22 protein-coding genes, 1 rRNA gene and 1 pseudogene are annotated in these 24220 nt (G+C 55.4%); 10 read left to right on the top strand and 14 right to left on the bottom strand.

The genetic code is table 11. From position 1 onward, the window contains the following. Window positions 1-10: 10 nt before the first annotated feature. Window positions 11-259, bottom strand: a complete 249-nt coding sequence (locus E6C55_RS28885) for a DUF3343 domain-containing protein (RefSeq protein ID WP_136373309.1) — start codon at window positions 257-259, stop codon at window positions 11-13. A 106-nt stretch (window positions 260-365) separates the two neighbouring features. Here E6C55_RS28885 and yyaC point away from each other — a divergent pair, with 106 nt between their 5' ends. Further along, a complete protein-coding gene (gene yyaC, locus E6C55_RS28880) occupies window positions 366-995 on the top strand; it encodes a spore protease YyaC (RefSeq protein WP_136373308.1) in 630 nt (209 codons plus the stop codon). Here yyaC and E6C55_RS28875 read toward each other — a convergent pair. The 12 genes and pseudogenes from E6C55_RS28875 to rpmH all read right to left on the bottom strand — a co-directional run bounded on the left by E6C55_RS28875 (window position 970) and on the right by rpmH (window position 12068). Then, window positions 970-1461 carry a DUF4446 family protein gene (locus E6C55_RS28875; RefSeq protein ID WP_168735931.1) on the bottom strand — a complete coding sequence of 164 codons (492 nt, stop codon included), beginning with the start codon at window positions 1459-1461 and terminating at the stop codon, window positions 970-972. The genes yyaC and E6C55_RS28875 overlap by 26 nt on opposite strands. Before the next feature lie 47 nt (window positions 1462-1508). Next, window positions 1509-2681, bottom strand: a complete 1173-nt coding sequence (locus E6C55_RS28870; RefSeq protein WP_136373306.1) for an aminotransferase class V-fold PLP-dependent enzyme — start codon at window positions 2679-2681, stop codon at window positions 1509-1511. A gap of 104 nt (window positions 2682-2785) precedes the next feature. Further along, window positions 2786-3634 carry a ParB/RepB/Spo0J family partition protein gene (locus tag E6C55_RS28865; protein ID WP_136373305.1) on the bottom strand — a complete coding sequence of 283 codons (849 nt, stop codon included), beginning with the start codon at window positions 3632-3634 and terminating at the stop codon, window positions 2786-2788. Next, the gene (locus E6C55_RS28860; protein WP_136373304.1) at window positions 3615-4388 is read right to left on the bottom strand and encodes a ParA family protein; all 774 of its coding nucleotides are present in this window, start codon (window positions 4386-4388) and stop codon (window positions 3615-3617) included. The genes E6C55_RS28865 and E6C55_RS28860 overlap by 20 nt, the downstream gene beginning before the upstream one ends. Before the next feature lie 69 nt (window positions 4389-4457). Further along, window positions 4458-5276 carry a nucleoid occlusion protein gene (gene noc, locus E6C55_RS28855; protein WP_136373303.1) on the bottom strand — a complete coding sequence of 273 codons (819 nt, stop codon included), beginning with the start codon at window positions 5274-5276 and terminating at the stop codon, window positions 4458-4460. A 442-nt stretch (window positions 5277-5718) separates the two neighbouring features. Beyond that, window positions 5719-6483 (bottom strand): 16S rRNA (guanine(527)-N(7))-methyltransferase RsmG, encoded by a 765-nt coding sequence (gene rsmG, locus E6C55_RS28850; RefSeq protein ID WP_136373302.1) that lies wholly within the window; start codon window positions 6481-6483, stop codon window positions 5719-5721. After that, window positions 6483-8381 (bottom strand): tRNA uridine-5-carboxymethylaminomethyl(34) synthesis enzyme MnmG, encoded by a 1899-nt coding sequence (gene mnmG / locus E6C55_RS28845; protein WP_136373301.1) that lies wholly within the window; start codon window positions 8379-8381, stop codon window positions 6483-6485. The genes rsmG and mnmG overlap by 1 nt, the downstream gene beginning before the upstream one ends. A gap of 35 nt (window positions 8382-8416) precedes the next feature. Then, window positions 8417-9793 (bottom strand): tRNA uridine-5-carboxymethylaminomethyl(34) synthesis GTPase MnmE, encoded by a 1377-nt coding sequence (gene mnmE / locus E6C55_RS28840; protein ID WP_136373300.1) that lies wholly within the window; start codon window positions 9791-9793, stop codon window positions 8417-8419. A 103-nt stretch (window positions 9794-9896) separates the two neighbouring features. Next, window positions 9897-10514, bottom strand: coding sequence for an RNA-binding cell elongation regulator Jag/EloR (jag, locus tag E6C55_RS28835; RefSeq protein WP_136373299.1), 618 nt, complete (start codon window positions 10512-10514; stop codon window positions 9897-9899). Next, entirely contained in the window at window positions 10441-11301 is an 861-nt protein-coding gene (locus E6C55_RS28830) for a YidC/Oxa1 family membrane protein insertase (protein WP_230986905.1), read from the bottom strand. Before E6C55_RS28830 ends, jag begins: the two co-directional genes overlap by 74 nt. 185 nt (window positions 11302-11486) lie before the next feature. Continuing rightward, a pseudogene (gene rnpA, locus E6C55_RS28825) lies at window positions 11487-11828 on the bottom strand (ribonuclease P protein component); the annotation flags it as partial. Between the two features lie 105 nt (window positions 11829-11933). Then, the gene (rpmH, locus tag E6C55_RS28820; protein ID WP_126956000.1) at window positions 11934-12068 is read right to left on the bottom strand and encodes a 50S ribosomal protein L34; all 135 of its coding nucleotides are present in this window, start codon (window positions 12066-12068) and stop codon (window positions 11934-11936) included. A gap of 640 nt (window positions 12069-12708) precedes the next feature. On the opposite strand from rpmH, the gene dnaA reads away from it, so the two are divergent. The 6 genes from dnaA to gyrB all read left to right on the top strand — a co-directional run bounded on the left by dnaA (window position 12709) and on the right by gyrB (window position 18983). Continuing rightward, window positions 12709-14061, top strand: a complete 1353-nt coding sequence (gene dnaA, locus E6C55_RS28815; protein ID WP_136373296.1) for a chromosomal replication initiator protein DnaA — start codon at window positions 12709-12711, stop codon at window positions 14059-14061. 188 nt (window positions 14062-14249) lie between these two features. After that, complete coding sequence (dnaN, locus tag E6C55_RS28810) at window positions 14250-15389, top strand: DNA polymerase III subunit beta (protein WP_136373295.1); 1140 nt, start codon at window positions 14250-14252, stop codon at window positions 15387-15389. Window positions 15390-15399: 10 nt separating this feature from the next. Continuing rightward, window positions 15400-15615: a S4 domain-containing protein YaaA gene (yaaA, locus tag E6C55_RS28805; protein WP_136373294.1), complete on the top strand. Its 216-nt coding sequence runs from the start codon at window positions 15400-15402 to the stop codon at window positions 15613-15615. Window positions 15616-15637: 22 nt separating this feature from the next. Further along, window positions 15638-16756: a DNA replication/repair protein RecF gene (gene recF / locus E6C55_RS28800; RefSeq protein WP_136373293.1), complete on the top strand. Its 1119-nt coding sequence runs from the start codon at window positions 15638-15640 to the stop codon at window positions 16754-16756. 24 nt (window positions 16757-16780) lie between these two features. Then, a complete protein-coding gene (gene remB / locus E6C55_RS28795) occupies window positions 16781-17029 on the top strand; it encodes an extracellular matrix regulator RemB (protein ID WP_136373292.1) in 249 nt (82 codons plus the stop codon). A gap of 43 nt (window positions 17030-17072) precedes the next feature. Beyond that, the gene (gene gyrB, locus E6C55_RS28790; RefSeq protein WP_136373291.1) at window positions 17073-18983 is read left to right on the top strand and encodes a DNA topoisomerase (ATP-hydrolyzing) subunit B; all 1911 of its coding nucleotides are present in this window, start codon (window positions 17073-17075) and stop codon (window positions 18981-18983) included. A gap of 137 nt (window positions 18984-19120) precedes the next feature. Here the strand turns inward: gyrB and E6C55_RS28785 are convergent, their stop codons facing one another. Continuing rightward, a complete protein-coding gene (locus tag E6C55_RS28785; RefSeq protein ID WP_136373290.1) occupies window positions 19121-19900 on the bottom strand; it encodes a YheC/YheD family protein in 780 nt (259 codons plus the stop codon). 249 nt (window positions 19901-20149) lie between these two features. Between E6C55_RS28785 and gyrA the strand changes: the two genes are divergently transcribed. From gyrA to E6C55_RS28770, 3 genes are all read left to right on the top strand, one after another. Next, the gene (gene gyrA, locus E6C55_RS28780; RefSeq protein WP_136373289.1) at window positions 20150-22690 is read left to right on the top strand and encodes a DNA gyrase subunit A; all 2541 of its coding nucleotides are present in this window, start codon (window positions 20150-20152) and stop codon (window positions 22688-22690) included. A 36-nt stretch (window positions 22691-22726) separates the two neighbouring features. Next, window positions 22727-23800 (top strand): HD-GYP domain-containing protein, encoded by a 1074-nt coding sequence (locus E6C55_RS28775; protein ID WP_136373288.1) that lies wholly within the window; start codon window positions 22727-22729, stop codon window positions 23798-23800. Between the two features lie 350 nt (window positions 23801-24150). Further along, window positions 24151-24220, top strand: a 16S ribosomal RNA gene (locus tag E6C55_RS28770); the annotation flags it as partial.

Below are 24220 nucleotides of genomic sequence, written 5' to 3'. Positions count from 1 at the left end.
CTCTCTTCCGTTACAGAATTTGTTCGTACTGCCCCGGCTCAAGCAAGCGGAACAAGCCGCGAATCTCTACCTTTTCCGTTACCAATACGTTCTTCGCAGTCTCCAACTGTTCCTGCGGGAATTCGATGGACAACGCGCAACCGGCGGTAATCTCCTTCGGCGTCGGCCGAATATCGATCTCCACTTCCGCGTATTCGAGCAGCATCTCCGCCCGAAGCGCCTGCTGCGTGGAATCGAAAGCGATCAAGAGCGGGTTCATAGATCCTTCTTTCTAACGCGGCGAACGCGTTGATAGCCATAAAGTATAAAGCGGCCATTGTGTCCATATACTAGTAACACCCCATGGGAGGAGGCGAGGCAAGCGAATGAACGGCGCTTGGGAGAAGAGATTGGGTGCGATCGGCGGCGATGCGGTTCCGCCCTCGCTTAAGATTCATTACAACGAGCCGGCGGTGCTGTCTCGTTTAACGCAGCGACTGGAGAGCCAATTGGAATTGCTGCCTCACGATCGCAGGATCGTCGTCGTATGCGTCGGCACCGACCGTTCCACCGGTGACTCCCTCGGCCCCCTCGTCGGAAGCTCGCTGTCCCGGGACGAGCAAGCGTTGTTCGATCTATACGGAACGCTGGATGACCCCGTTCATGCCATGAACCTGAGCGACACGCTCGAGAAGATCGCCCGCAATATCCCTCATCCTTATGTCATCGCCGTGGATGCCTGCTTGGGGCAAGTGTCCAGCGTCGGCTGCATTCAGCTTGGCAGCGGACCGGTTCGTCCCGGGGCCGGCGTGAACAAGGACCTGCCTCCTGTCGGCGACGTCCATCTCACGGGCATCGTGAATGTCGGCGGCTTCATGGAATACTTCGTTCTGCAGAATACACGGCTTAATCTCGTCATGAAGATGTCCGACATCATCGCAGCGTCCATCCGCCAGGCCATCCGCAACAGCCGTTCTCGCCGGAATCCGGCTATTCCTTATGCGTTGCCTGACTGATCGCGATCTTCTCTTCCGGAGAGAGCATATAAGCGGATTGGCCCTTATCGAGCGGCTTGGCATACAGGAACGTCTGTTCCCTTCCGTATATGCCCGTAATAACGACTCCGTCTTGATTGTCGTTCACGAAGGCAACGGAGAAGCTTAGGTCGCTGCCGGAATCCGAGAATGCGTTAAATCGATGAACGCCTATTCGCCCTTTGAGCGCGGACAGGCGTTTCTCTTGCGTCTCGAGGCGGTCGTTCTGCTGCTTGCGATCGCCCTCCAGAGCTCCGATCCGCCCGTGCAGGCGATCCAGAACGGATTCCAGCTCGGGAACGCCCGTCTCGCCGATCATCTGCCGGTGCGCCTTGCCCAACCGCTTCAGCTTGCCGCTCAGAATGCTTACCCATACCAATAGAACAACAATCAACAGTCCTTCGCCCGCTGCAATGGCCAGCCACGCGTTATCGTCCAATCCATTCATGCCTGAATCCCCCATGTTCCCCATATCGGATGATCTTGCTGCCTCTATTATCTATGGGACTTGCCGTACGCGCGGGCGAGCTCCTTCGTCGCCTCTATCATGGATACGATATCCGATTCGGTCGTAAAATATCCCGGGCTTACGCGCACCGCCCCCGTCGCGGTCGTTCCGACAGTCCGATGTCCGAGCGGTGTGCAGTGGAAGCCTGCGCGGACGGCGATCCCATATTGCTTGTCCAGATCGAACGCGGTCAAGGCCGGGTCGGCTCCTTCGATCAAGAAGGAGACAATCGCCGTGCGCTCGACCTCGACCCCCGGTCCCAGAAGCACGACGCCTTCAACCGATCCGAGCCCCTCCAAGAGTGCGCGGGTCAGCTCCGACTCTCTCCGATGGATCTTCTCCGTCGACTGCTCCAGAATGAATCTCACGCCTGCGGTCAATCCGGCGATTCCGACCGTGTTCGGCGTTCCCGCCTCGTAACGATCCGGTCTGGTGTGCGGCTGCTCCGGCGATTCCGAGCTGCTTCCTGTCCCTCCTTGCATAAGCGGCTCCACTTCCAGTTCCGGGTGCAAGTATAATCCGCCCGTTCCTTGCGGTCCCATCAACCCCTTATGCCCGGGAAAAGCAAGCATGTCGATCCCCATCGCCTCGACGTCGATATCGAGCACTCCGGCGCTCTGAGCCGCATCGACCAGCAGCTTCACGCCTCTTCTTCTTGCGACTTCGCCAATCTCCCCAATCGGCGTAATCGTTCCCAGCAGATTGGAGCTGTGCGTAACCGCGATCAACGTCGTATTCGGCCGAATCGCTTCTTCAACGGAGGCGGCGCGAACCGCTCCAACAATGTCAGGCTCGACATACGTAATCTCGATTCCTATTTTCCTCTTAAGCGCTTCTAACGGCCTGCGAATAGAATTGTGCTCAAGGCTCGTCGCGATCACATGATCTCCCGGCCTGAGCCATCCCTGAATAGCGATATTTAACGAATGAGTCGTATTTAATGTAAAAGCGATATCGTTGGGGTTGGCCACCCGGAACAGCTTCGCCAACTGCTTGCGCCCCTCGAACAGCACTCGGCTCGCTTGAACGGCCATCCGGTGGCTGCCTCTGCCGGGGTTGGCTGCAGCTTCTCTTAAGCATCTCTCCATCGCTTCATGAACGGATGGGGGCTTCGGCCAAGAAGTGGCCGCATTATCTAGATAGATGATGGATTCACTCATCGGATGTCCTCCGCTAACGTCTTCCTGACGCAAGGATAGCATACCTAAGTGTAATCCTTCCCCTGGAAGAATACAACTCAGGTATGCTATCTCTCTGTGCCTGTTTATGCAAGAGCCTTGAGCAGTTCCAGCAGTCTCTCCAGATCGCCTTGGCTGTAATAAGCAAGCTCGATATGACCCTTATCCTTGTTCGGCTTGATCTTCACGGTCGTCTGGAACTTCTCCCGGAGCGAATGCTCAACCTCTTCGATATAAGGGTCTCTCTTCTTCGCCTTCGTCTTCGGCTTCTCCTTGCCCTTCGTCTCCGGCTGTTGCACCGCATCCTCCAGCTCGCGAACGCTCCACCCGCTCGACACGCACAGCTTGGCCAACTGCCGCTTCTTGCCCTCGTCCTTGATTCCCGCAAGCGCCCTGGCGTGTCCCATCGACAATGTTCCACGTGAAACATAATCTTTGATCTCTTCCGGCAAACTTAAGAGTCGCAGGAAGTTGGCGATGTGCGATCTCGACTTGCCTACCTTAAGCGACAGCTCTTCCTGGGTAAGGGAGAATTGGTCCATAATCGCTTGATAAGCAATCGCGACTTCAATCGCGTTAAGATCCTCTCTCTGAACGTTCTCGATCAGAGCGATCTCCATAACCTGCTGATCGTTATACGTTCGGACGACCGCCGGAATCGTCGGATTGCCCAGCAACTGAGAAGCACGGAAGCGCCTCTCCCCCGCGATGATCTCGAATCCCCTTAACGCGGTTCGGACAACGATCGGCTGGATGACGCCATGCTCGCGAATCGACTCCGCAAGCTCCTTGATCGCCTCTTCATCGAATGTCTTCCGCGGCTGGTACGGATTCGCCCGCAACTGGTTCAGAGGAATCTCTACAACTTTGTCGTCTTCCTTGACGGAGAGTGAAGGAATGAGTGCTTCAAGCCCTTTACCTAGCCGCTTGCTCATACGTAATCACTTCCTTAGCCAGCTCGAGATACACCTCGGCGCCTTTGGATTTGGGATCGTAAGTAATGATAGATTGACCATGGGAAGGCGCTTCGCTCAGACGAACATTCCGCGGAATAACCGTCTGGTAAACCTTCTGCTGGAAGTACTTCTTGACCTCTTCGATAACTTGAATGCCCAGATTCGTCCTGGCATCGAACATCGTGAGCAGAACGCCTTCGATCTGAAGCGTCGTATTGAGATGCTTCTGAACAAGCCTGATCGTATTAAGCAGTTGGCTTAATCCTTCCAGGGCATAATATTCGCATTGAATCGGAATCAAGACCGAATCCGCCGCCGTCAGCGAATTGATCGTCAGAATTCCGAGCGAAGGCGGACAATCGATCAAGATGTAATCGAACTCATCCCGGACCAGACCTAATGCCTTCTTCAGTCTGATCTCCCGGGAGATCGTCGGAACGAGCTCGATCTCGGCGCCGGCCAATTGAATCGTCGCGGGAATCATCTTCAGATTCGGCAACCCCGTCTCGACGATTGCTTGCTTCGGATGCACGTCGTTGATCAAGATGTCGTAAATACAGTATTCGGCATCCGCCTTGCTTACCCCTATTCCGCTTGTCGTGTTGCCTTGAGGGTCAATATCGACAATCAGAACCCGGCGTCCAAGCGTCGATAAGCAAGCTCCCAGATTAACGGCGGTGGTCGTCTTCCCGACACCGCCCTTCTGATTGGCAACGGCAATAATCTTAGACAAAACATTCACCTCATTATTTACTGCCTTCGCAGGCTCTCCCCAAACCTAAGCCTGCGCCGTGCTAACTTCTTACTTTTTCTTCGGAATGTGAATGACAATCTCGATATGGTCGTCGCAATCGCGTTCGGTGGACTTGATCGGAATACCCGATGTGTTCACCATATCGACCGATTGACGAATCGTATTGATCGCCAATCGAATGTCCTTCGTGAAGGATACCCGGCGACTCTTCGGCTTCTTGTTCAATTCGAGCAGGAAGGCAATTCGCATCTCCGTCTGCTTCACGTTCAATTCCTTCTCAATAACTTCATTGAGAATCTTGATCTGCGATTCTTCGTCGGGCAGCGCCAGCATCGCTCTCGCATGCCGTTCCGTGATCTTCCGCTCCATGAGCGCATTCTTCACGGTATCTCCAAGCTGCAGCAGACGAATCTTGTTTGCAATTGTGGATTGACTCTTGCCTAGCCGCTGGGCCAGACTCTCTTGCGTCAATTCATGCAATTCCATCAGCTTCTGATACGCAACCGCTTCTTCAACTGCCGTCAGATTCTCGCGTTGAAGGTTCTCGATCAGCGCCACCGAAGCCGCTTGGGAATCGTTGATCTCGCGAATGATCGCCGGGATCTGCTCCCAACCGAGCCGCGTTACCGCCCGCCATCTTCTCTCGCCGGCGATGATCTCATGTTTGCCATTGCGCAGCCGAACGACGATAGGCTGAATGACGCCATGGGTCTTGATGGTCTGACAGAGCTCCTCGAGCTTCTCGTCATCGAACACCGAACGCGGTTGATAAGGACTTGGAACAATGTCCGTTATAGCTATTTGCCGTACTTCTTCTTGGCCGCTTCGCTCCGACAGTCCAAAAATACGCGATAACGGTTCTCTCATGTTATTAGGACCACCACGTTCTTCTAAACTTATAAACGCAAGTACCAGAGCAGAACAAGCCAGGTTCGCCTATTCCCTCTGATAGTTCAAGCAGAAATGCCTTCGGCATTCGGAGACGCCGAAGAAGCTTTGCAGAAGTTTTAATAGAATAAAGGGACGATCCAGCTTCATCTTTCCGACGTTTTGACGAAAAAAGCGCCGCCATTTCGCGCCTTTGGGCGCATGAGCGGCACACCGGTTCTTTTATATTATAATACATTCGATGCGTCATCGCCATTTCCTTCTATTGAAAAAACTTTCATAGCAAAAGAAGATTTCACCATGCGTTTTGCCATGCGTGCCGAAAATAAAAAATGTTCCACGTGAAACACCTCCTTCGTTGGAAGTTGATGTTTCACGTGGAACATTAGGGTGCTTCCCCATACTTCCCCATGCATCCCAGCTAAAGTCGAACTCCGTGTGAAGCGCCGGATGATGATGACGATACGAGCGGCGATTTTAACGGCATCCCTGCTTTGCGCGGGTAGATCTTCGGCGTAGCGCCAATCTTCGCGATAACAACAAGATGGCGCTCGGATTGTTCGAGCGGAAGCTCAAGGCGCTTCACCTCTGTCAGCTTCGCGCCCAGCTTATCCAGGCTGAATCGGCTCTCGCTCAGCTCCTCCTGAATGTCGGACCCCTTCATCGAGACGAACGCGCCTCCGGTCTTCGCGAACGGAAGGCAGAGCTCGTTCAATCCGGCAAGACGAGCGACGGCTCTTGCCGTCACGACGTCATAGCGATCCCGGTGTTCGGCCAGTCTCGCAATGTCCTCCGCTCTTCCATGAACGCAGTCGACATTCCGCAGCCCCAGTTGCTTGACGACTTCCTCAAGGAACCGAATTCTCTTCGCCAAGGAATCGACAATCGTTATCTTTAATGTTGGGAAAGCAATCTTAAGCGGAATGGACGGGAAGCCGGCCCCGGAACCGATGTCGGCCAGCTTCGTTCCCTCTGCCGACAGTTCCACCGCCGACGCCACGGTGAGGGAGTCGTAGAAGTGCTTCTCGTACACGGCACCCCGTTCCGTAATCCCTGTCAGATTCATTTTCTCGTTCCATTCCACCAGCAGCTCATAATAACGCTCGAACTGCGACAATTGCTCCTCGGACAGGACGATTCCCATCTGTCCAGCCTGTTGCTGAAGCCAATTCGCCGGATCGTACATCAAGAGCTCCTCGCAGCCGTAACCCGGTTGTAATGCTCCAAGTGAACAAGCAGAATCGAGAGATCCGCCGGAGTGACGCCGGAGATTCGCGAAGCCTGGCCGATGGACAGCGGACGAATCTTATCGAGCTTCTGCCTCGCTTCCGTTGCCAAGCCGTGAATAACCGAGTAGTCGATATCGTCCGGTATCTTTTTCTTCTCCATCTTGCTCAGCCGTTCGACCTGAAGCAGTTGCTTCTCGATATAACCGGTGTACTTCGTCTGAATCTCGACTTGTTCCTTCATATCTTCCGTCAATTCGACGGGAGACGGGGACAATCGTTCCAGATCGGTGTAGGTTACCTCCGGCCTGCGGAGCAACGTCAGCCCATCCGTCGTGTTCTGAATCGGCGCGGAGTCGAGGCCGGCCAGCATTGCTTGCACCGCTTCGTCCGGACGGAACTTCGTCTCCTTCAACCGGACCAGCTCCCCTTCCACGAGCGCCTTCTTCTCCAGGAACTTCTCATAGCGGGCTTCCGTGATCAAGCCGATCTCCCGGCCGATCGGCGTCAGGCGCAGGTCCGCATTGTCATGGCGAAGCAGCAGCCGATACTCCGCTCTCGATGTGAGCAGGCGATACGGCTCGTTCGTCCCCTTCGTTACGAGGTCGTCGATCATAACGCCGATATAACCGGCGGAACGGTCAATGATGACCGGCTCTTCGCCCTTCGCCTTGCGAGCGGCGTTAATGCCGGCCATAATTCCTTGTCCGGCAGCTTCTTCGTAGCCCGACGTTCCGTTGATCTGTCCGGCCGTGAACAGATTCGGCACAAGCTTCATCTCCAGCGACGGCCACAACTGTGTCGGAACAACCGCATCGTATTCGATCGCATAGCCCGTTCTCATCATCTCGACCTTCTCCAGGCCCGGAATCGAACGCAGAATTTGTAATTGAACGTCTTCCGGCATGCTTGTCGACAGGCCTTGAACGTAGTATTCCTTCGTATTGCGTCCTTCCGGCTCGAGGAAGATCTGATGCTTCGGCTTGTCGGCGAAGCGAACGATCTTGTCTTCGATCGACGGGCAATAACGCGGCCCCGTCCCTTCGATCGCCCCCGAGAACATCGGAGCGCGGTGGAGATTGTCGTTGATGATCCGGTGCGTATCCTCGGAAGTATACGTAAGCCAGCAAGGAAGCTGCTCGTTGGAACGTTCCATATACTCCGTCTCGAACGAGAAGTACTTCGGCTTCTCGTCGCCGGGCTGGATCTCCGTCTTGCTGAAGTCGATCGTATCCTGATGGACGCGCGGCGGGGTGCCCGTCTTGAAGCGAACGAGTTGGATGCCGAGATTGCGCAGCGATTCCGACAGCTTAACCGCCGGCTGCTGATTGTTCGGCCCGCTCTCGTACATCAATTCGCCCATAATAACCTTGCCTCGAAGGTAGGTGCCGGTTGTGAGCACGACGGTCTTCGCCCGATACTCCGCTCCCGTCTTCGTCACGACCCCGCGGCATATGCCGTCCTCCACGATCAGATCCTCGGCCATGCCTTGCCGCAGCGTCAGCGTCTCCTCCTTCTCGATCGTCTCCTTCATCGTGTGCTGGTACAGGAACTTATCCGCTTGCGCGCGCAGCGCATGTACGGCCGGTCCCTTGCCCGTGTTCAGCATTCTCATCTGAATAAACGTCTTATCGATGTTCCTTCCCATCTCTCCGCCAAGCGCATCGATCTCGCGGACGACATGCCCCTTCGCCGGCCCGCCGACCGACGGGTTGCAGGGCATAAAGGCGATCATGTCCAGGTTGATCGTGAGCAGCAACGTCTCGCAGCCCATTCGCGCGGCGGCAAGCGCCGCTTCGCAACCGGCATGGCCCGCTCCGATGACAATGACGTCGTATTCGCCAGCCAGGTAACCCATCGTTTTCACTCTCCTTATCGCCATTATATTTTCCACTATTTACCCAAACAGAATTGGGAGAAAATTTGATCCAACAACGACTCTCCAACCGAATCTCCGACGATCTCCCCAAGCAGCTCCCACGCACGCGCCAAGTCGATCTGAATGAGATCGATCGGGATGCCGGCGTCCGCCGCCTCGATCGCATCGTTTAACGACTGAACGGTCTGATGCAGGAGCGCGATATGCCGGGCATTGCTCACATACGTGAGATCCCCGCTCTCGATGCTGCCTCCGAAGAAGAGACGCGACACCGCCTTCTCCAACTGGTCGATCCCGCTTCCCTCTCTCGCCGAGATCGAGACCATCCGCTCCTTCGGGTATCGCGCTTCGATCTCTTCGAGATCCAAGCGATTCTCGAGATCACTCTTATTCAACACGATAATGACCGGGCGGTCAACCAAATCTTCAAGCAGCTTGCGTTCATCCTCATGCAGCTCCTCGTTGCGATTCAGCACGAGCAGAATAAGATCCGCCTCGAGCAGCGCCCCGCGCGAACGCTCGACACCGATTCTCTCCACCACATCGCTCGTCTCGCGGATTCCCGCAGTATCCAGAAGCCGCAGGGGAATGCCGGAGAGCGACACCGATTCCTCGACAATATCCCGGGTCGTTCCGGGAATATCCGTCACGATCGCCTTATTCTCCTGCGCCAGCGCATTCAGCAGCGACGACTTGCCGGCATTCGGTCTTCCGACAATCGCCGTTACGATGCCCTCTCGCAATATTTTGCCTTCGGCCGCCGTGATCAGAAGCTGCTCGACAATCGTCTTCACCTGTCCGCACGTGTCGGTGATGGAAGCAGTCGTCATCTCCACCACGTCATGCTCGGGGTAATCGATGTTCACCTCGACATGCGCAAGCAGCTCGATCAATTGCCTGCGCAACGGGACGATTCGCTTCGACAGCGCGCCTTCTGCCTGCTTCCTTGCAACCTGGAACGCGCGGCTTGACTTCGACCGGATCAGGTCGATAACCGCCTCAGCCTGCGCCAGATCGATGCGCCCGTTCAAGAACGCCCGCTTCGTGAACTCTCCCGGCTCCGCCATCCGCACGCCGCTTCTCAGGACAAGCTCAAGCACCGCTTGAACCGCGACGATGCCCCCATGCGTGCTGATCTCGACGACATCCTCCGCCGTGAACGAACGCGGTCCCTTCATCACCGTCACCAGCACTTCGTCCAGAACCGAGCCGTCCATCGGGTCCCGAATCAAGCCGTAATGCACCGTATGCGAATCCGCCTCGCGCAGATCCGTCTTCGACTTGAACAATGGGGCGATCCGCTCGATCGCTTCCGCCCCGCTCACCCGAACGACGGCGATGCTTCCCTCTCCAAGCGCTGTCGCTACCGCCGCTATCGTATCTTCCGTCATTCTCTCTCCCTCTCTTGCGCGCTTCTCGGGCAACGCCCTTATAAGATGTAAAAAACGCAATGATCCGCAGGAATGCGGAAGCCATTGCGTAGTTGCGATCGATTTACTTAGGGGCGATAACGATGCTTCGGTTCGGTTCATCGCCTTGGCTGTAAGTCTTCACATAAGGATTGGATTGAAGCCGGGAATGAATGATCTTGCGTTCCTGGGACGACATCGGCTCAAGCACCACTTCCCGCTTCGACCGGATAACCCGGCTGGCCATTCGTTCCGACAGCGCTTCGAGCGTCTGCTTCCTGCGCTCCCGGAAGTTCTCGGCGTCGAGCACGACCCGCAGATGCTTGTCCGAATGCCGATTGGCGACAATGTTGGTCAAGTATTGCAAGGAGTCGAGCGTCTGGCCTCTTCGGCCGATCAGAATGCCGAGCTCGCCGCCCGTCAAGTTGATCGTTGTCTGCTCGGCTTCCTCGCTCCGCTCCACCGCTACTTGAAGATCCATGGCCCCCGTCAGCTCCCGCAGGAATGCCATCGCCTCTTCAATGCCGTCCGGCTTCACGCTTAGCTCCACCTTGGCATCCTTCGAGCCGATAAGTCCGAACAACCCTCGGCTAGGATGCTCAAGGATGGACACTTCTACTCGGTCTTCCTCAACGCCCAGTTGATTTAGACCGCTTCTTACCGCCGCTTCCACTGTTTTTCCGATTGCCACCAGTTTTTTCACTTGGCATGGCCTCCTTGCCTTTACCTTCCGGCTTCGGCGAACGTCCATACATGAAGTAATTCTGAATGATGGTGTAGAGGTTCGTGTAAATCCAGTAAAGCGGCAACGCGGACGGGAAGTTCAACGCCATGACGAAGATCATGACCGGGAAGACGAACATCAGCGCCTTCATCGGCCCCATCTGCTGCTGCGGATTCATCGTCATCATCATGTACGACTGCACGAACGTCGTAATGGCCGCGATGACCGGCAAGATGTGGTACGGGTCCTTCTCTCCCAGCTCCAGCCACAGGAATTGGTGCGCGCTAATCTCCGAGTTGATCGTAATCGCCCGGTACAGCGCGATGAAGATCGGCATCTGCACGAGCAGCGGCAAGCATCCCGCCAGCGGATTGACTTGATGCTCCTGGTAGAGCTTCATCATCGCTTCCTGCTGCTTCTGCGGTTCGTCCTTGTGCTTCTCGCGAATCTTCACCATCTCGGGCTGCAGCTTCTGCATCGCCTTCGAATTCTTATATTGCTTGATGCTTAGCGGCAAAATAAGCGTACGGACGATAATCGTCAGAATAAGAATCGACAGTCCATACTCCCCGCCGAACCAGTCGGCGAACTTGTCCAACATAAGCGAGAACCAGTAAACGACGTTGCTGTCCCACCAGCCGTGAGAATTCTGAAGCTCTTCCGTCGTCTTCTTCGCTGTGTTAGGCGTACAACCCGACAGCAGCAGAATGAGCGCGGACAACGCGCTGAGTGTAATCCACCACTTGCGATTGCGCAACAAGAACACGTGCAAACTCCTCTCCTGCTTGCCTATCCGTATATCATTAATCATGCAAGTACGGTCATTGCATACAAATCCACTATACCATACTACTAAAGGCAAAGAAAAGCGCGAGGACCGCCGCTGCGCGAGTTCTTGGGAGCGCCTCCACCGGCGGCTCTCTTGCCGTAGGACTTCGCAGGCGGAGGCGTCGAACCCTTCGTCAATCCGGCCTTGCGCAGAACATGCAGCACGCTTCGCTCCATCTCCTGGTAAGACAGGCCGAGCGCCGGCTTTCTTACTATTAATATAAGATCCAATCCGTCGTTGAGCTTGCCCGCATTCAGTCGTACGATCTCCTTAATCCTTCTGCGGAGTCCGTTGCGCACGACCGCGCCGCCAAGCTTGCTGCTCGCGGAGATGCCCAGTCGGAACCGCTCCGTCTCCGACCATCTCCGCCAGTAGACGACGAACTGGGAATTCGCGAACGATTGCCCGTGCCGATATATCCGATTGAAATCCTCTCGGTTCCGAAGGCGCAGCTTCCTCTGCATCTCACACCGTCCCCCGACCCACTCGTTCCCTCATTGAAATAACGAATGCTACTATTATGAACCTAATATAAAGAAAAAAGACCACCTGACGTGGTCTCTTTATCTTTAAGCAGACAGCACTTTGCGGCCTTTCTGACGACGAGCCTTCAGGACCTTGCGTCCATTCTTGGAGCTCATGCGGCTACGGAAGCCGTGAACCTTCTTGCGCTTGCTTACATTTGGCTTAAATGTAGGACCCACAGATCATACCCCCTTACTTCAAAACTCAGGTCCTTAAATTAAACCATAACAACGGCCCGAAAGTCAAGCAATCGTCCCCCTTAACCAATACCTTCCTCACTTGGCCCTCTTTTATGCCTTCTTATCGCTGCTCGTCCCTCCTTAATACATATCCCTTATATAGAAGCGAAATCCACAGGCGGAGAACCGAAATATCGACAGCCGAACGTTCGCAGCTTCCGACAGCAACAAACGGCTTGTGAGTAATTTCATCCTCGTTGCATCTTTGTACACATGTGAATAACATATCGTCGTTTTTTCGGATATTAACGGGTTTTGTCGAAAAGTCTCACAATGTATCAACAATATCTAGTGTTGTGCACAGGTTTCATCCACAAGTTATTGAATTTGTGGATAACAGGCCGCATTTCGTTGAATTATGCGGGTTCATCTGCTATGATTAGTTCTATCTTTCTTCGTGGATAGCATCCAAACGGACCTGTTTTATCAACACCCTGTGAATAACTTTGTGAACAACATCCATAAATTGCGGACAACCCGATATTTAATTCCGTGAGAACTGTGGACAACTTTATCGGGTTGCCTTCGTTCGACAGTAGAATGCTCATTGTCCGCTTGTCTAGGTAAAGGAGTGACTCATGTGGACAGCCGCAGCAACGAGATCTGGCAGCAGGTATTGTCGGTCATCCAAACCAAGTTAAGCAAACCAAGTTACGATACCTGGTTCAAAGCGACCAAAGCTTCGTTCGTCGGAGACGATACGGTCGTAGTAACCGCGCCGACGACGTTTGCCGCCGAATGGCTGGAGACCCGATACACGAAGCTGGTTTCTTCTGCTCTATCCGATTATTTAAACCGATCGGTCGAAGTTAAATTCGCGATCGAAGAGGCGCGCTTCACCGAAGCGCCCGCCGCATTCCCTCCCAAGCAGGCTCCGAAGTCGGTCGTTGCCGAGGAGAGCGTTACCCATCTGCTCAACCCGAAGTATACGTTCGACACCTTCGTCATCGGCGTAGGCAACCGATTCGCGCATGCCGCCTCTCTCGCGGTAGCCGAAGCCCCAGCCAAGGCCTACAATCCCCTGTTCCTCTATGGAGGAGTCGGACTCGGCAAGACCCACCTGATGCATGCGATCGGCCATTATATTCTGGAACATAATCCGAACATGAAGGTCCTCTACATCTCGTCCGAGAAGTTCACCAACGAATTCATCAACGCGATCCGCGACAATCGCGGGGAGAGCTTCCGGAACAAATACCGCAATATCGACGTCCTGCTGATCGACGATATTCAGTTCCTGGCCGGCAAGGACGGGACGCAAGAGGAATTCTTCCATACGTTCAACGCCCTTCATGAAGAGAACAAGCAGATCATCATCTCCAGCGACCGCACGCCGAAGGAGATTCCGACCCTCGAGGAACGGCTGCGTTCCCGCTTCGAATGGGGCCTCATCACCGACATTCAGCCGCCTGACCTGGAGACTCGGATCGCCATCCTGCGCAAGAAGGCGAAGGCGGAGAATCTCGACATTCCGAACGAGGCGATGGTGTACATCGCGAACATGATCGACACGAACATCCGCGAATTGGAAGGCGCTCTTATCCGGATTGTCGCTTATTCTTCGCTCACCAACCAAGACGTGTCGTCGCATCTCGCCGCGGAAGCTCTGAAGGATATTCTGCCGACCGGGCGCAACCGGCTTATCACGATCCAGGACATTCAGCAGCGCGTCGGGGAGTTCTACGGCCTCAGGCTCGAGGACTTCAAGGCCCGCAAGCGAACGAAGGCCGTCGCCTTCCCGCGCCAGATCGCGATGTACCTGTCCCGCGAGATGACCGATTATTCGCTGCCGAAGATCGGCGATGCGTTCGGCGGACGCGACCATACGACCGTCATTCACGCCCACGAGAAGATCTCGTCGCAGATGAAGGTCGACCAGGAGCTGTTCAAGATCATTCAGAGCTTGACGGAGAAGATCAAGAACTTAACCTGATCGTCCCGACAGCCGTCGAATACCCGTGGAAAACATCAAAGCCTATACACAAAGAGTACACATGTGGATAGGCTTTCGTTTTCGCGACTTTTCGTACTTATCCACATATCCACCGCACCTACTGCTACTGCTTCTATTTTTTAATAAAAGAACATCTACAAACTGAGTCGAAATAACGAGGTGAGCCCGTGAAACTGACGATATCCCGCAATGAGTTGAACGACGCGGTTCAACAAGTATCCAAAGCGGTTGCCGCTAGAACGACCATTCCGATCCTTAGCGGGATCAAGATCGATGCGCACGCTCAAGGAATCACCCTGACGGCAAGCGACACCGATATCTCTATTCAGAGCTTTATTCCGCTGGAGACCGCGGATAAAGTCATCTCGACCATTCATCGTGCAGGCAGCGTCGTGCTTCCGGCCAAGTTCTTCGTCGAGATCGTGCGCAAGCTGCCGGATGAAGAAGTGAACATCGAAGTGGGCGAACGCTTCCAGACGTTTATCCAATCGGGAGCGATCGACATTCAACTGATGGGAATGGACCCGGAGGAATTCCCGGTTCTGCCCGTTCTCGAAGAGGATCGCGTGTTCTCCATCCCGGGCGACATTCTGAAGACGATGATCCGCCAGACGATCTTCTCCGTAACGACAAGCGAATCGACACCGATTCTGACAGGGGTTCTGTGGAGCCTGAACGACGGAATTCTGAAGTTCGTCGCGACGGACCGCTACCGTCTCGCTACGTGCAAGGTTAACGCCGACGTCGATCCGGAGCTGCACTTCTCCAACGTCGTCATCGCCGGCAAGACGCTCAGCGAATTGTCCAAGATTATTCCGGACCACAACGTGCTTGTGGATATCGTCGTCGCGGACAGCCAGGTGCTGTTCAAGGTCGGCAACGTCCTGTTCTTCACACGGATGCTCGACGGGACTTTCCCGGATACTACCAAGATTATTCCGAACCAGTTCAAGACAGAACTGTTCCTCAATACAAAAGCGCTCAGCGAAGCGATCGACCGTGCGTATCTGCTGTCCCGCGAAGAGAAGACGAACATCGTTCGCCTCTCGACCACCGAATCCGGAGCGATCGAGATCTCCTCAAGCTCCTCTGAGCTGGGCCGCGTTCAGGAAGTGCTTCCCGTCGAGAAGCTGACCGGAGAATCGATTCGCATCGCGTTCAATTCCAAGTACATGCTCGACGTGCTCAAGGTGGTCGACAGCGACAATCTGTTCATTGGCTTCAACGGCGCGATGAGCCCGATTATTTTCAAGCCGGAGCACGACGACAGCCTGCATCTCATCCTCCCTTACCGGACAACGAACTGAGGAGAAGACGATGAAGGATATTGCGATATCGACGGATTACATCACGCTCGGCCAAGTGCTCAAGCTGGGGGACTGCGTCGGCTCCGGCGGGGAAGTGAAGATCTTCCTCCAGGAGAAAAACGTAACGGTAAACGGGCAGGCGGAGAATCGGCGGGGACGCAAGCTTGTGCCAGGGGATACGATCGAAGTGGAGGGCTGCGGCAGCTTCGTGGTGAAGAACCGCTAAGCCCGCGGAAAGGAAAGCGAAGATGCAACTCAATCGCTTGGAGCTTCACGGGTACCGCAATTACAAGCAACTGGAGCTGGAGACGCGCGCGGGGGTCAACATCCTGATCGGCCCCAACGCGCAGGGGAAGACAAATCTTCTGGAGGCCATCCACGTGCTGGCGCTCACGAAGTCGCACCGAACCTCCAAGGACAAGGAGCTTATCGGCTGGAACGAGCCTTCCGCCAGGATCAAGGCGGAACTTGAACGCAGGCAAGGCAACGTGACGTTGGAGCTGCAGTTATCCGCTCAAGGCAAGCGAGCCAAGGTGAACGGGCTTGAGCAGCGGAAGCTGAGCGGCTTCGTCGGAACGATCAACGTGGTGCTGTTCGCGCCTGAGGATCTGGATATCGTCAAGGGAGCACCGGGTGTGCGCCGCCGCTTCATGGACATGGAGATCGGGCAGGTGCACCCCGGTTATTTATACGATTCGCAGCAATACCAACGGATCATGCAGCAGCGGAACAATTACCTGAAGGCCACGGACGCATCAAGGGCCTCCCAGCCGATGCTCGACGTCTGGAATGAACAACTCGTTCAATCCGGTGTTAAAATGATGCAAAAAAGGAAAAACTTTATAAGTAAACTCCAGGTGTGGGCAGAGCAGATTCATCGCGGAATCACGAATGGCGGGGAACAGTTGACGGTGGAGTACCGTCCGTCGTTCTCGGGGGACTACGAGGCCTCCCCCCAAGATGAATCTTCTTTATTCCAACAATTTATGTTAAAGTTAACTCAAGGAAGAGAGCAGGAATTCCGCAGAGGAACAACCCTGGCAGGCCCGCACCGAGACGATCTGGCCTTCCACATCAACGGCAAGGACGTCCAAGCCTTCGGCTCCCAAGGCCAGCAGAGAACGGCGGCATTGTCGCTGAAGCTCGCGGAGCTGGAGCTGATGCGGGAGGAGATCGGCGAGTATCCGTTGCTCTTGCTCGACGACGTGCTGTCAGAGCTTGATCAATTGCGTCAGACGCAACTGATCGAGACGTTCCAGAACCGGGTTCAGACGTTCATAACGACAACGGGAATCGAGAGCGTGAATATGAGCCGGCTGAAGGACGCGGCGATTTATCACGTGAAGGACGGAGAAGTACGGATGTAAGCTCTAACCCTTGGGAGGCGCGGCATGTATATTCATCTCGGCGGAGAGAAGATTATCCGCACATCGCAGGTTGTGGCCATCTTCGATATATCCATCGAGAGTTCTTCCAAGCTCTCGCGGCAATTCGTCGCGCATGCCCGCAAGAATCGGGATGTGGAGACCATCGGCGAAGAGGACCCGAAGTCGATCGTCGTGACGGAAGAACGTGTTTATTATTCGCCCATATCCACTTCGACTCTGAAGAAGCGGGCACATTATCTGGTCGATTTATAGTCGTGAACGCGTCAACGCAAAGAAGGCGGTGGAGGGTTTGTCCGTGAATTCGCAACAGAATACGTACGACGAGAGTCAGATTCAAGTTCTTGAAGGATTGGAAGCGGTTCGCAAGCGGCCGGGGATGTATATCGGCTCGACCAGCGGCAAGGGTCTTCATCATCTCGTGTGGGAAGTCGTCGATAACAGCATCGATGAAGCGCTGGCCGGCTATTGCAACGCCATCCAAGTTATCGTCCATACGGACAACAGCATTACGGTCATCGATAACGGCCGGGGCATTCCGGTCGGCGAGCATCCGAAGATGAAGAAGTCGACGCTCGAGGTCGTTATGACGGTGCTTCATGCCGGCGGCAAGTTCGGCGGCGAAGGCTATAAGGTATCCGGCGGCTTGCACGGCGTCGGCATCTCGGTCGTCAACGCCCTGTCGGAGAAGGTTGTCGTCAAGGTCAAGCGGGAAGGGCATATTCATGAGCAGGAATATCGCCGCGGCATTCCGCAATACGACCTGAAGATTGTCGGCGATACCGATGAGACGGGAACGGAGACGACGTTCCTGCCGGACCGGGAAGTGTTCACGGAGACAACCGTATATGAGTACGACACGCTGGTGGGCCGTATCCGCGAACTGGCTTTTCTGAACAAGGGGATTCAGATCTCGCTTACCGACGAGAGAACGGGAGTCAGCGAATCGTTCAAGTACGACGGCGGCATTATCGAGTTCGTGGAGTATTTGAACAAGACCCGCGAGCCTGTGCATGAGAATCCGATCTACGTCGAAGGCATGAAGGACAACATCTCCGTCGAGATCGCGATGCAGTACAACGAGGGCTACTCGGAGAACATCTACTCCTTCGCCAACAACATCAACACGCATGAAGGCGGAACGCATGAATCCGGCTTCAAGAGCGCCTTGACGAGAATCGTCAACGAGTATGCGCGGAAGATGGGCTTTGTGAAGGAGAGCGAATCGAACCTGACCGGCGACGACGCTCGCGAAGGCTTGACCGCGATCATCTCCGTCAAGATTCCGGAGCCGCAGTTCGAAGGCCAGACGAAGACCAAGCTCGGCAACAGCGAAGTGAGAGGGATCGTCGAATCCCTGCTTGCCGACAAGCTGCTGGAATTCATGAACGAGAACCCGGCTGTTGCGCGCAAGGTGATCGAGAAGTCGCTTCAAGCTTCCCGCGCTCGCGAAGCGGCCAGGAAGGCGCGCGAATTGACCCGCCGCAAGAGTGCGCTCGAAGTCAGCGCCCTGCCGGGCAAGCTAGCGGATTGCTCGTCCAAGGATGCGGCAATCAGCGAGCTGTATATCGTCGAAGGCGACTCCGCGGGCGGTTCGGCGAAGTCCGGACGCGATCGCCACTTCCAGGCGATCCTCCCGCTGCGCGGCAAGATCCTCAACGTCGAGAAGGCGCGCCTCGATCGGATTCTGTCCAACCTCGAGATCCGCGCGATCATCACTGCGGTCGGAACGGGGATCGGCGACGACTTCGATATCGCCAAGGCCCGCTATCACAAGATCGTCATCATGACCGATGCCGATGTCGACGGCGCGCATATTCGCACGCTGCTGCTGACGTTCTTCTATCGCTACATGAGGCAGCTTATCGAAGCCGGTTACGTCTATATTGCCCAGCCTCCGCTCTTCAAGGTGGAGCGGGGCAAGGTTATCCGATACGCGCAGAACGAGGCGGAGCGCGATGCGATTATCGCCGAATTCGGCGAAGGCACGAAGATCAACGTCGCTCGCTATAAGGGTCTCGGAGAGATGAACGCCGAGCAGCTCTGGGAGACGACGATGGACCCGAACAATCGGACGATGCTGCAGGTGAGAATCGAGGACGCGATCAAGGCCGACCTCATGTTCGATACGCTCATGGGAGACAACGTCGAGCCTCGCCGCGACTTCATTCACCAGCATGCGAAGTTCGTGAAGGATCTCGATATTTAATCTCCATCCGCATCATGGAAGGCCAGGGTCGCTCAAGCCACCCGCCGCGGCAACAGCAGGGAGAAGGTCGGAGACAATATCCGAGCCTCGGACCGGGTTGCGGAATCGGCGGGTGGCTTGCCTAATCTCGGGGCGAGTCAACCTCTGCGGCTTGAGCGCTTGCCGTATCGCCCGTAGGCGATGGCATATCGATACATTCTGCGGAAGATGGTGCGGTCCTTCAGCTTGCGGAAGATAAACGGGTCGGGAAGCGTGTTCACTTCGAGAATCCAAGGCTTCAAGGACTGATCGACGGCGACGTCCACCCCGAGCTCCTGGATTCGGGGGAACTTCTTCTCCATGGCGACCGCGACTGCGATTCCCAAGGCGTTCAATCTCTGGCGATAGGCGTCTACGGACATGCGCCCTTCGAGGTGCTTGGCGATCAGAAGCTCCAGGGCCATCGGCGTTCCTCCGCTATGGTAGTTGGTCACGATCTTGCGCGGATGGGCGAGCCGGCCGATGACGCCGGTCGTCTCCCATCGCCCGTGCGGATTGCGCTGCACCATGATGCGCAGGTCGAACCTGCGGTTCCGGTGCTTTAGCAATTCGATTCCTTGTTGAGCCAGATACGCGGTCTTCCTCTTGATGGCGAGCAGCTTGGCGTACATCGAATCGTAGGCAGCGAACCGGTACGTCGTCTCTTCGGATTGGAACCGGTACGGCTCCGGCACTCCCTGGGACCACTCGACGCGGATGACGCCGCGGCCGAAGGTTCCGCGTACGGGCTTCACGTAAACCATGCCGAATCGATCGAGCAGCTCCCGCAGGGAGGCTCGGGATAATGGCCGGGTCAGGGGGATCTGATCGCTTAACTGGCGATCGGCGAGCAGGGCATCGGTCTTCGCTTGCTTACTGAGGACGCGTTGGATCGTCAACGAGCCTCGCCACCTTTCCCGTCAACATTATGCTATAATGGGATTATTCATCTTCATACATTATGACGCGTTGTGCCGCACGGTGTGTGCCGGCAGGAAGAACAGGACGAAGGAAATACGAAGGCAGTACCAAGGAATACGAAGGCAATACAAACGCGGTACAATGAACAGTGCGACGGTTCGATTAAGAACGATAGTGTAGGTTCGATGTCGGACTTGAAGGCTTGGCAACGATGAAGGAGGATCTTCATGGCGGAAGAGCAACGCTCCCCCATTCGCGACAGAGATATCAGCGTCGAGATGCGGGAATCGTTTATGGGTTATGCAATGAGTACAATCGTGAGCCGCGCTTTGCCCGATGTTAGAGACGGGCTTAAGCCGGTTCATCGTCGTATTCTGTACGGAATGGCCGAGCTTGGCATGTATTCGGACAAGCCGTTCAAGAAGTCCGCGAGAATCGTCGGCGAAGTCATGGGCAAGTATCACCCCCATGGCGACTCCTCGATTTACGAAGCGATGGTGCGCATGGCTCAGGACTTCTCGATGCGCTATATGCTTGTTGAAGGTCAAGGGAACTTCGGTTCCATCGACGGAGACGGCGCAGCCGCTATGCGTTATACGGAAGCCAGGCTGTCCAAGATCTCGATGGAGATGCTTCGCGATCTGAACAAGGAGACGGTTAATCTCGTTCCGAACTATGACGGCGAAGAGCAGGAGCCGGAGGTTCTGCCGGCGCGCATCCCGAATCTGCTCGTGAACGGAACGACCGGGATCGCGGTCGGGATGGCGACGAACATTCCGCCGCATAACCTGTCCGAGGTTATCGAAGGCGTTCAGGCGCTTATTCAGGACCCGGAGCTGACTCCTTACGACCTGATGGATTACATCAAGGGACCGGACATGCCGACGTCGGGATATATTCTCGGCCGCGAGGGCATTCGTCAGGCTTACATGAATGGCCGCGGCTCCATCACGATGCGCGCCAAGGCGGAGATCGAGGAGAGCGGCAACAAGGCCCGGATCATTGTGACCGAATTGCCATACCAAGTCATCAAGGCCAGACTTGTCGAGAAGATCGCCGAGCTTGTCCGCGAGAAGAAGATCGACGGCATTACCGATCTTCGCGACGAGTCGGACCGCAACGGCATGCGCATCGTCATCGAGCTGCGCCGGGACGTGAACCCGAACGTCGTTCTCAACAACCTGTACAAGCAGACCTCGATGCAATCGACCTTCGGCATCAACATGCTCGCTATCGTGAACAAGGAGCCGAAGGTTCTGAACCTGAAGGAAGTGCTCCAATACTTCCTTCTTCACCAGATCGAAGTCATTCAACGCAGAACGGCTTACGACTTGAAGAAGGCGGAAGCCCGGGCTCATATTCTGGAAGGCCTCAGGATCGCTCTCGATCATCTCGATGAAGTCATTGCGCTCATTCGCAGCTCGCAATCGGACGAGGATGCCCGCAACGGCTTGATCGAGCGCTTCGGTCTCTCGTTCGATCAAGCGCAGGCGATTCTCGATATGCGTCTTCGCCGGCTCACCGGACTCGAACGCGAGAAGATCGAGCAGGAGTACAATGAGCTGCTCGGGAAGATCGCCGAGTACAAGGCGATTCTTGCGGACGAGCAGCTCGTGCTGAAGATCATCAGCGAAGAGCTCGACGAGATCAAGGCCAAGTACGGCGACGAACGCCGGACGGAGATTACGGCGCTGGACAACGAGATCCTCGACGAAGACTTGATTCCTCGCGATGAAGTCGTCATTACGATGACGCATACGGGGTACGTCAAGCGTCTGCCGGTCTCGACGTATCGCAGCCAGAAGCGCGGAGGGCGCGGTGTCGTCGGCATGGATACGAAGAATGACGACTTCATCGAGCATCTGTTCGTCTCCAACACGCACCACTTCCTGCTGTTCTTCACGAACAAAGGCAGGGTGTTCAGGCTGAAGGCGTACGAGATTCCGGATCTCAGCCGGACGGCGCGCGGAACGCCGATTATCAACCTGATTCAGATCGATCAGGGAGAGACGGTCAACGCCGTTATTCCGGTAGAGTCGCTGGAGCCGGATAAGTATTTGTTCTTCGCCACTCGCAACGGGATTGTGAAGAAGACGCCGCTTGACGATTATGCGAACATCCGCAAGGTCGGTCTGATTGCGATCTCGCTCCGCGAAGACGACGATCTGATCGGCGTCAAGCTGACGGACGGTTCACGCGATATCGTGCTTGGCACGAGCGAGGGCATGTCGATTCGCTTCGCCGAGGACGACGTTCGGCCGATGGGCCGTTCGGCGACGGGCGTCAAGGGCATCCAACTCGACGATAACGACAAGGTTATCGATATGGATATCGTGGAAGCCGGCCGAGATGTCCTGATCGTAACGTCCAAGGGCTACGGCAAGCGTACGCCGGAAGACGAATATCGCACCCAGACCCGCGGCGGCAAGGGCCTTAAGACGCTTAACGTCACGGAGAAGAACGGCGCGATCGTCAGCCTTAAGGTCGTTCACGACGGCGAGGATCTCATGATCATGACCTCGTCCGGCACGCTCATTCGGACGAGCATGTCCGGGATCAACTCGATGGGTCGGATCACGCAAGGCGTGAAGCTGATTAATATCAAGGACGACGACTTTGTTGCGACGGTAGCGAGAGCGCCTAGAAGCGAGGAAGAGGAAGGTGCCGGCGAGGAAGGCCAGAGCGACATCCCGGACGGCATCGGCGAATCGGGATCTGTCGAGGATAACGACGGCAATTCCGACGCTAACGCGAACGGAGAGGGCTAGACCCTTTCCGAACGCGATCGGGGAGATGAGAGCGACATGCCAGTACTGCCCATATCACAGCTTCAAGCAGGCGATCGCTTGACGGAGGACGTTCAGACGGCAATGGGGAACCTGCTGTTCAACGAAGGACGGGCCTTGTCTCCAAGGGATTTGGAGATTCTGCAGGCGTTTCTTATTCCGAATGTGGATATTACGCGCCAAGGTCTCGCAGAGACGACGTCGGAAGGAGCGGGCGAAGAGTCCGCATCGAATCCGGAATCCAAGCTGACTTCGTTGCAGCAGCAGTTCCTGCAGATGGAGAAGGAATTGAAGCGCGTGTTCGCGATGATGGGGCCCGGCCAGAAGCTGCCGATCCTGGAGATCCGCAATGCCCTCAAGGACTTGCTTGATCATATCAACGAATACAACGTGCTTATGTTCCAGCCTCCGCCCGATCCGGCCCAGCCGGATCGCTGGATCCGCAAGAGCGTCCTGACGTCGCTCACGTCCTATCAATTGGCCAGGTGGAATAAGCTGCCGGATAAGGACTGGATGCCGGTCGCATTGGCAGGCCTGCTGCACGATATCGGCAACATTCGCGTCGATCCGGCGATCTTCCGCAAGCCGTCTCGCCTGACGGTCGATGAGATGAACGAGATGCGCCAGCATACGGTGTACGGGTACAAGCTCCTGGAAGGGGTTCCTTCCTTGAACAAAGGAGTCGCCCTTGCCGCGCTGCAGCATCACGAGAGGCTCGACGGGAGCGGTTACCCGCTGAAGGTAAGCGGGGACAACATCCATCCGTACGCCCGCATTGTAGCAATCGCCGACATGTACCATGCGATGACGAACGAGCGCAACTATCGGAAGGCGCACTCGCCTTATCTGGTGCTTGAGCAGTTGCAATCGGAATCGTTCGGGAAGCTGGACCCGGTGTATGTCCAGACGTTCATTGACCGAACGACGCAATTCCACAATGGAATGCTTGTTCAGCTTAACGATAATCGCGTCGGGGAGATCGTCTTCACCGACCGTCAGCACCCGACCCGTCCGATGGTATCCGTTAACGGGGAGATCATCAACTTAACGAAGGATAAAGAGCTGTATATCTGCGCGATATACTCGACTTGATTGGAAGACCGTCCTCAAGAGATCGTTCTTGGGACGGTCTTTTTTTGCTGGGAGGAGGATGCCGGCAAAAAAGTAAAAAGAAATTGAAAATAGGGGTTGCAATGGGCAATCTACCTATGATATATTATTCAAGTCGCCGCTGAGCGGTGGCCGCGAAGAAGTAAAGCAAGCAAGTAAGAGCAACAACCTTGTTCCTTGAAAACTGAACATCGAGCGTAATGAAATAGTCGAGCGGAACTTCGGTTCTGCGAGACAAACCAGCAGTACAGAACGAGCCTTCAAGGTTCTTCACAAGTTGGACATTTCGACTCTCGGGATTTCCTCACGGAAACCCTGCCGTCGAAAGTCCCTTTATGGAGAGTTTGATCCTGGCTCAGGACGAACGCTGGCGGCGTGCCTAATACATGCAAGTCGAGCGGA

It is taken from the genome of Cohnella fermenti (assembly GCF_004801405.1).
GTDB lineage: Bacteria > Bacillota > Bacilli > Paenibacillales > Paenibacillaceae > Cohnella > Cohnella fermenti.
The sequence above is the reverse complement of the archived record's forward strand: the minus strand, read 5'-3'. Positions and strand labels throughout refer to the sequence as shown.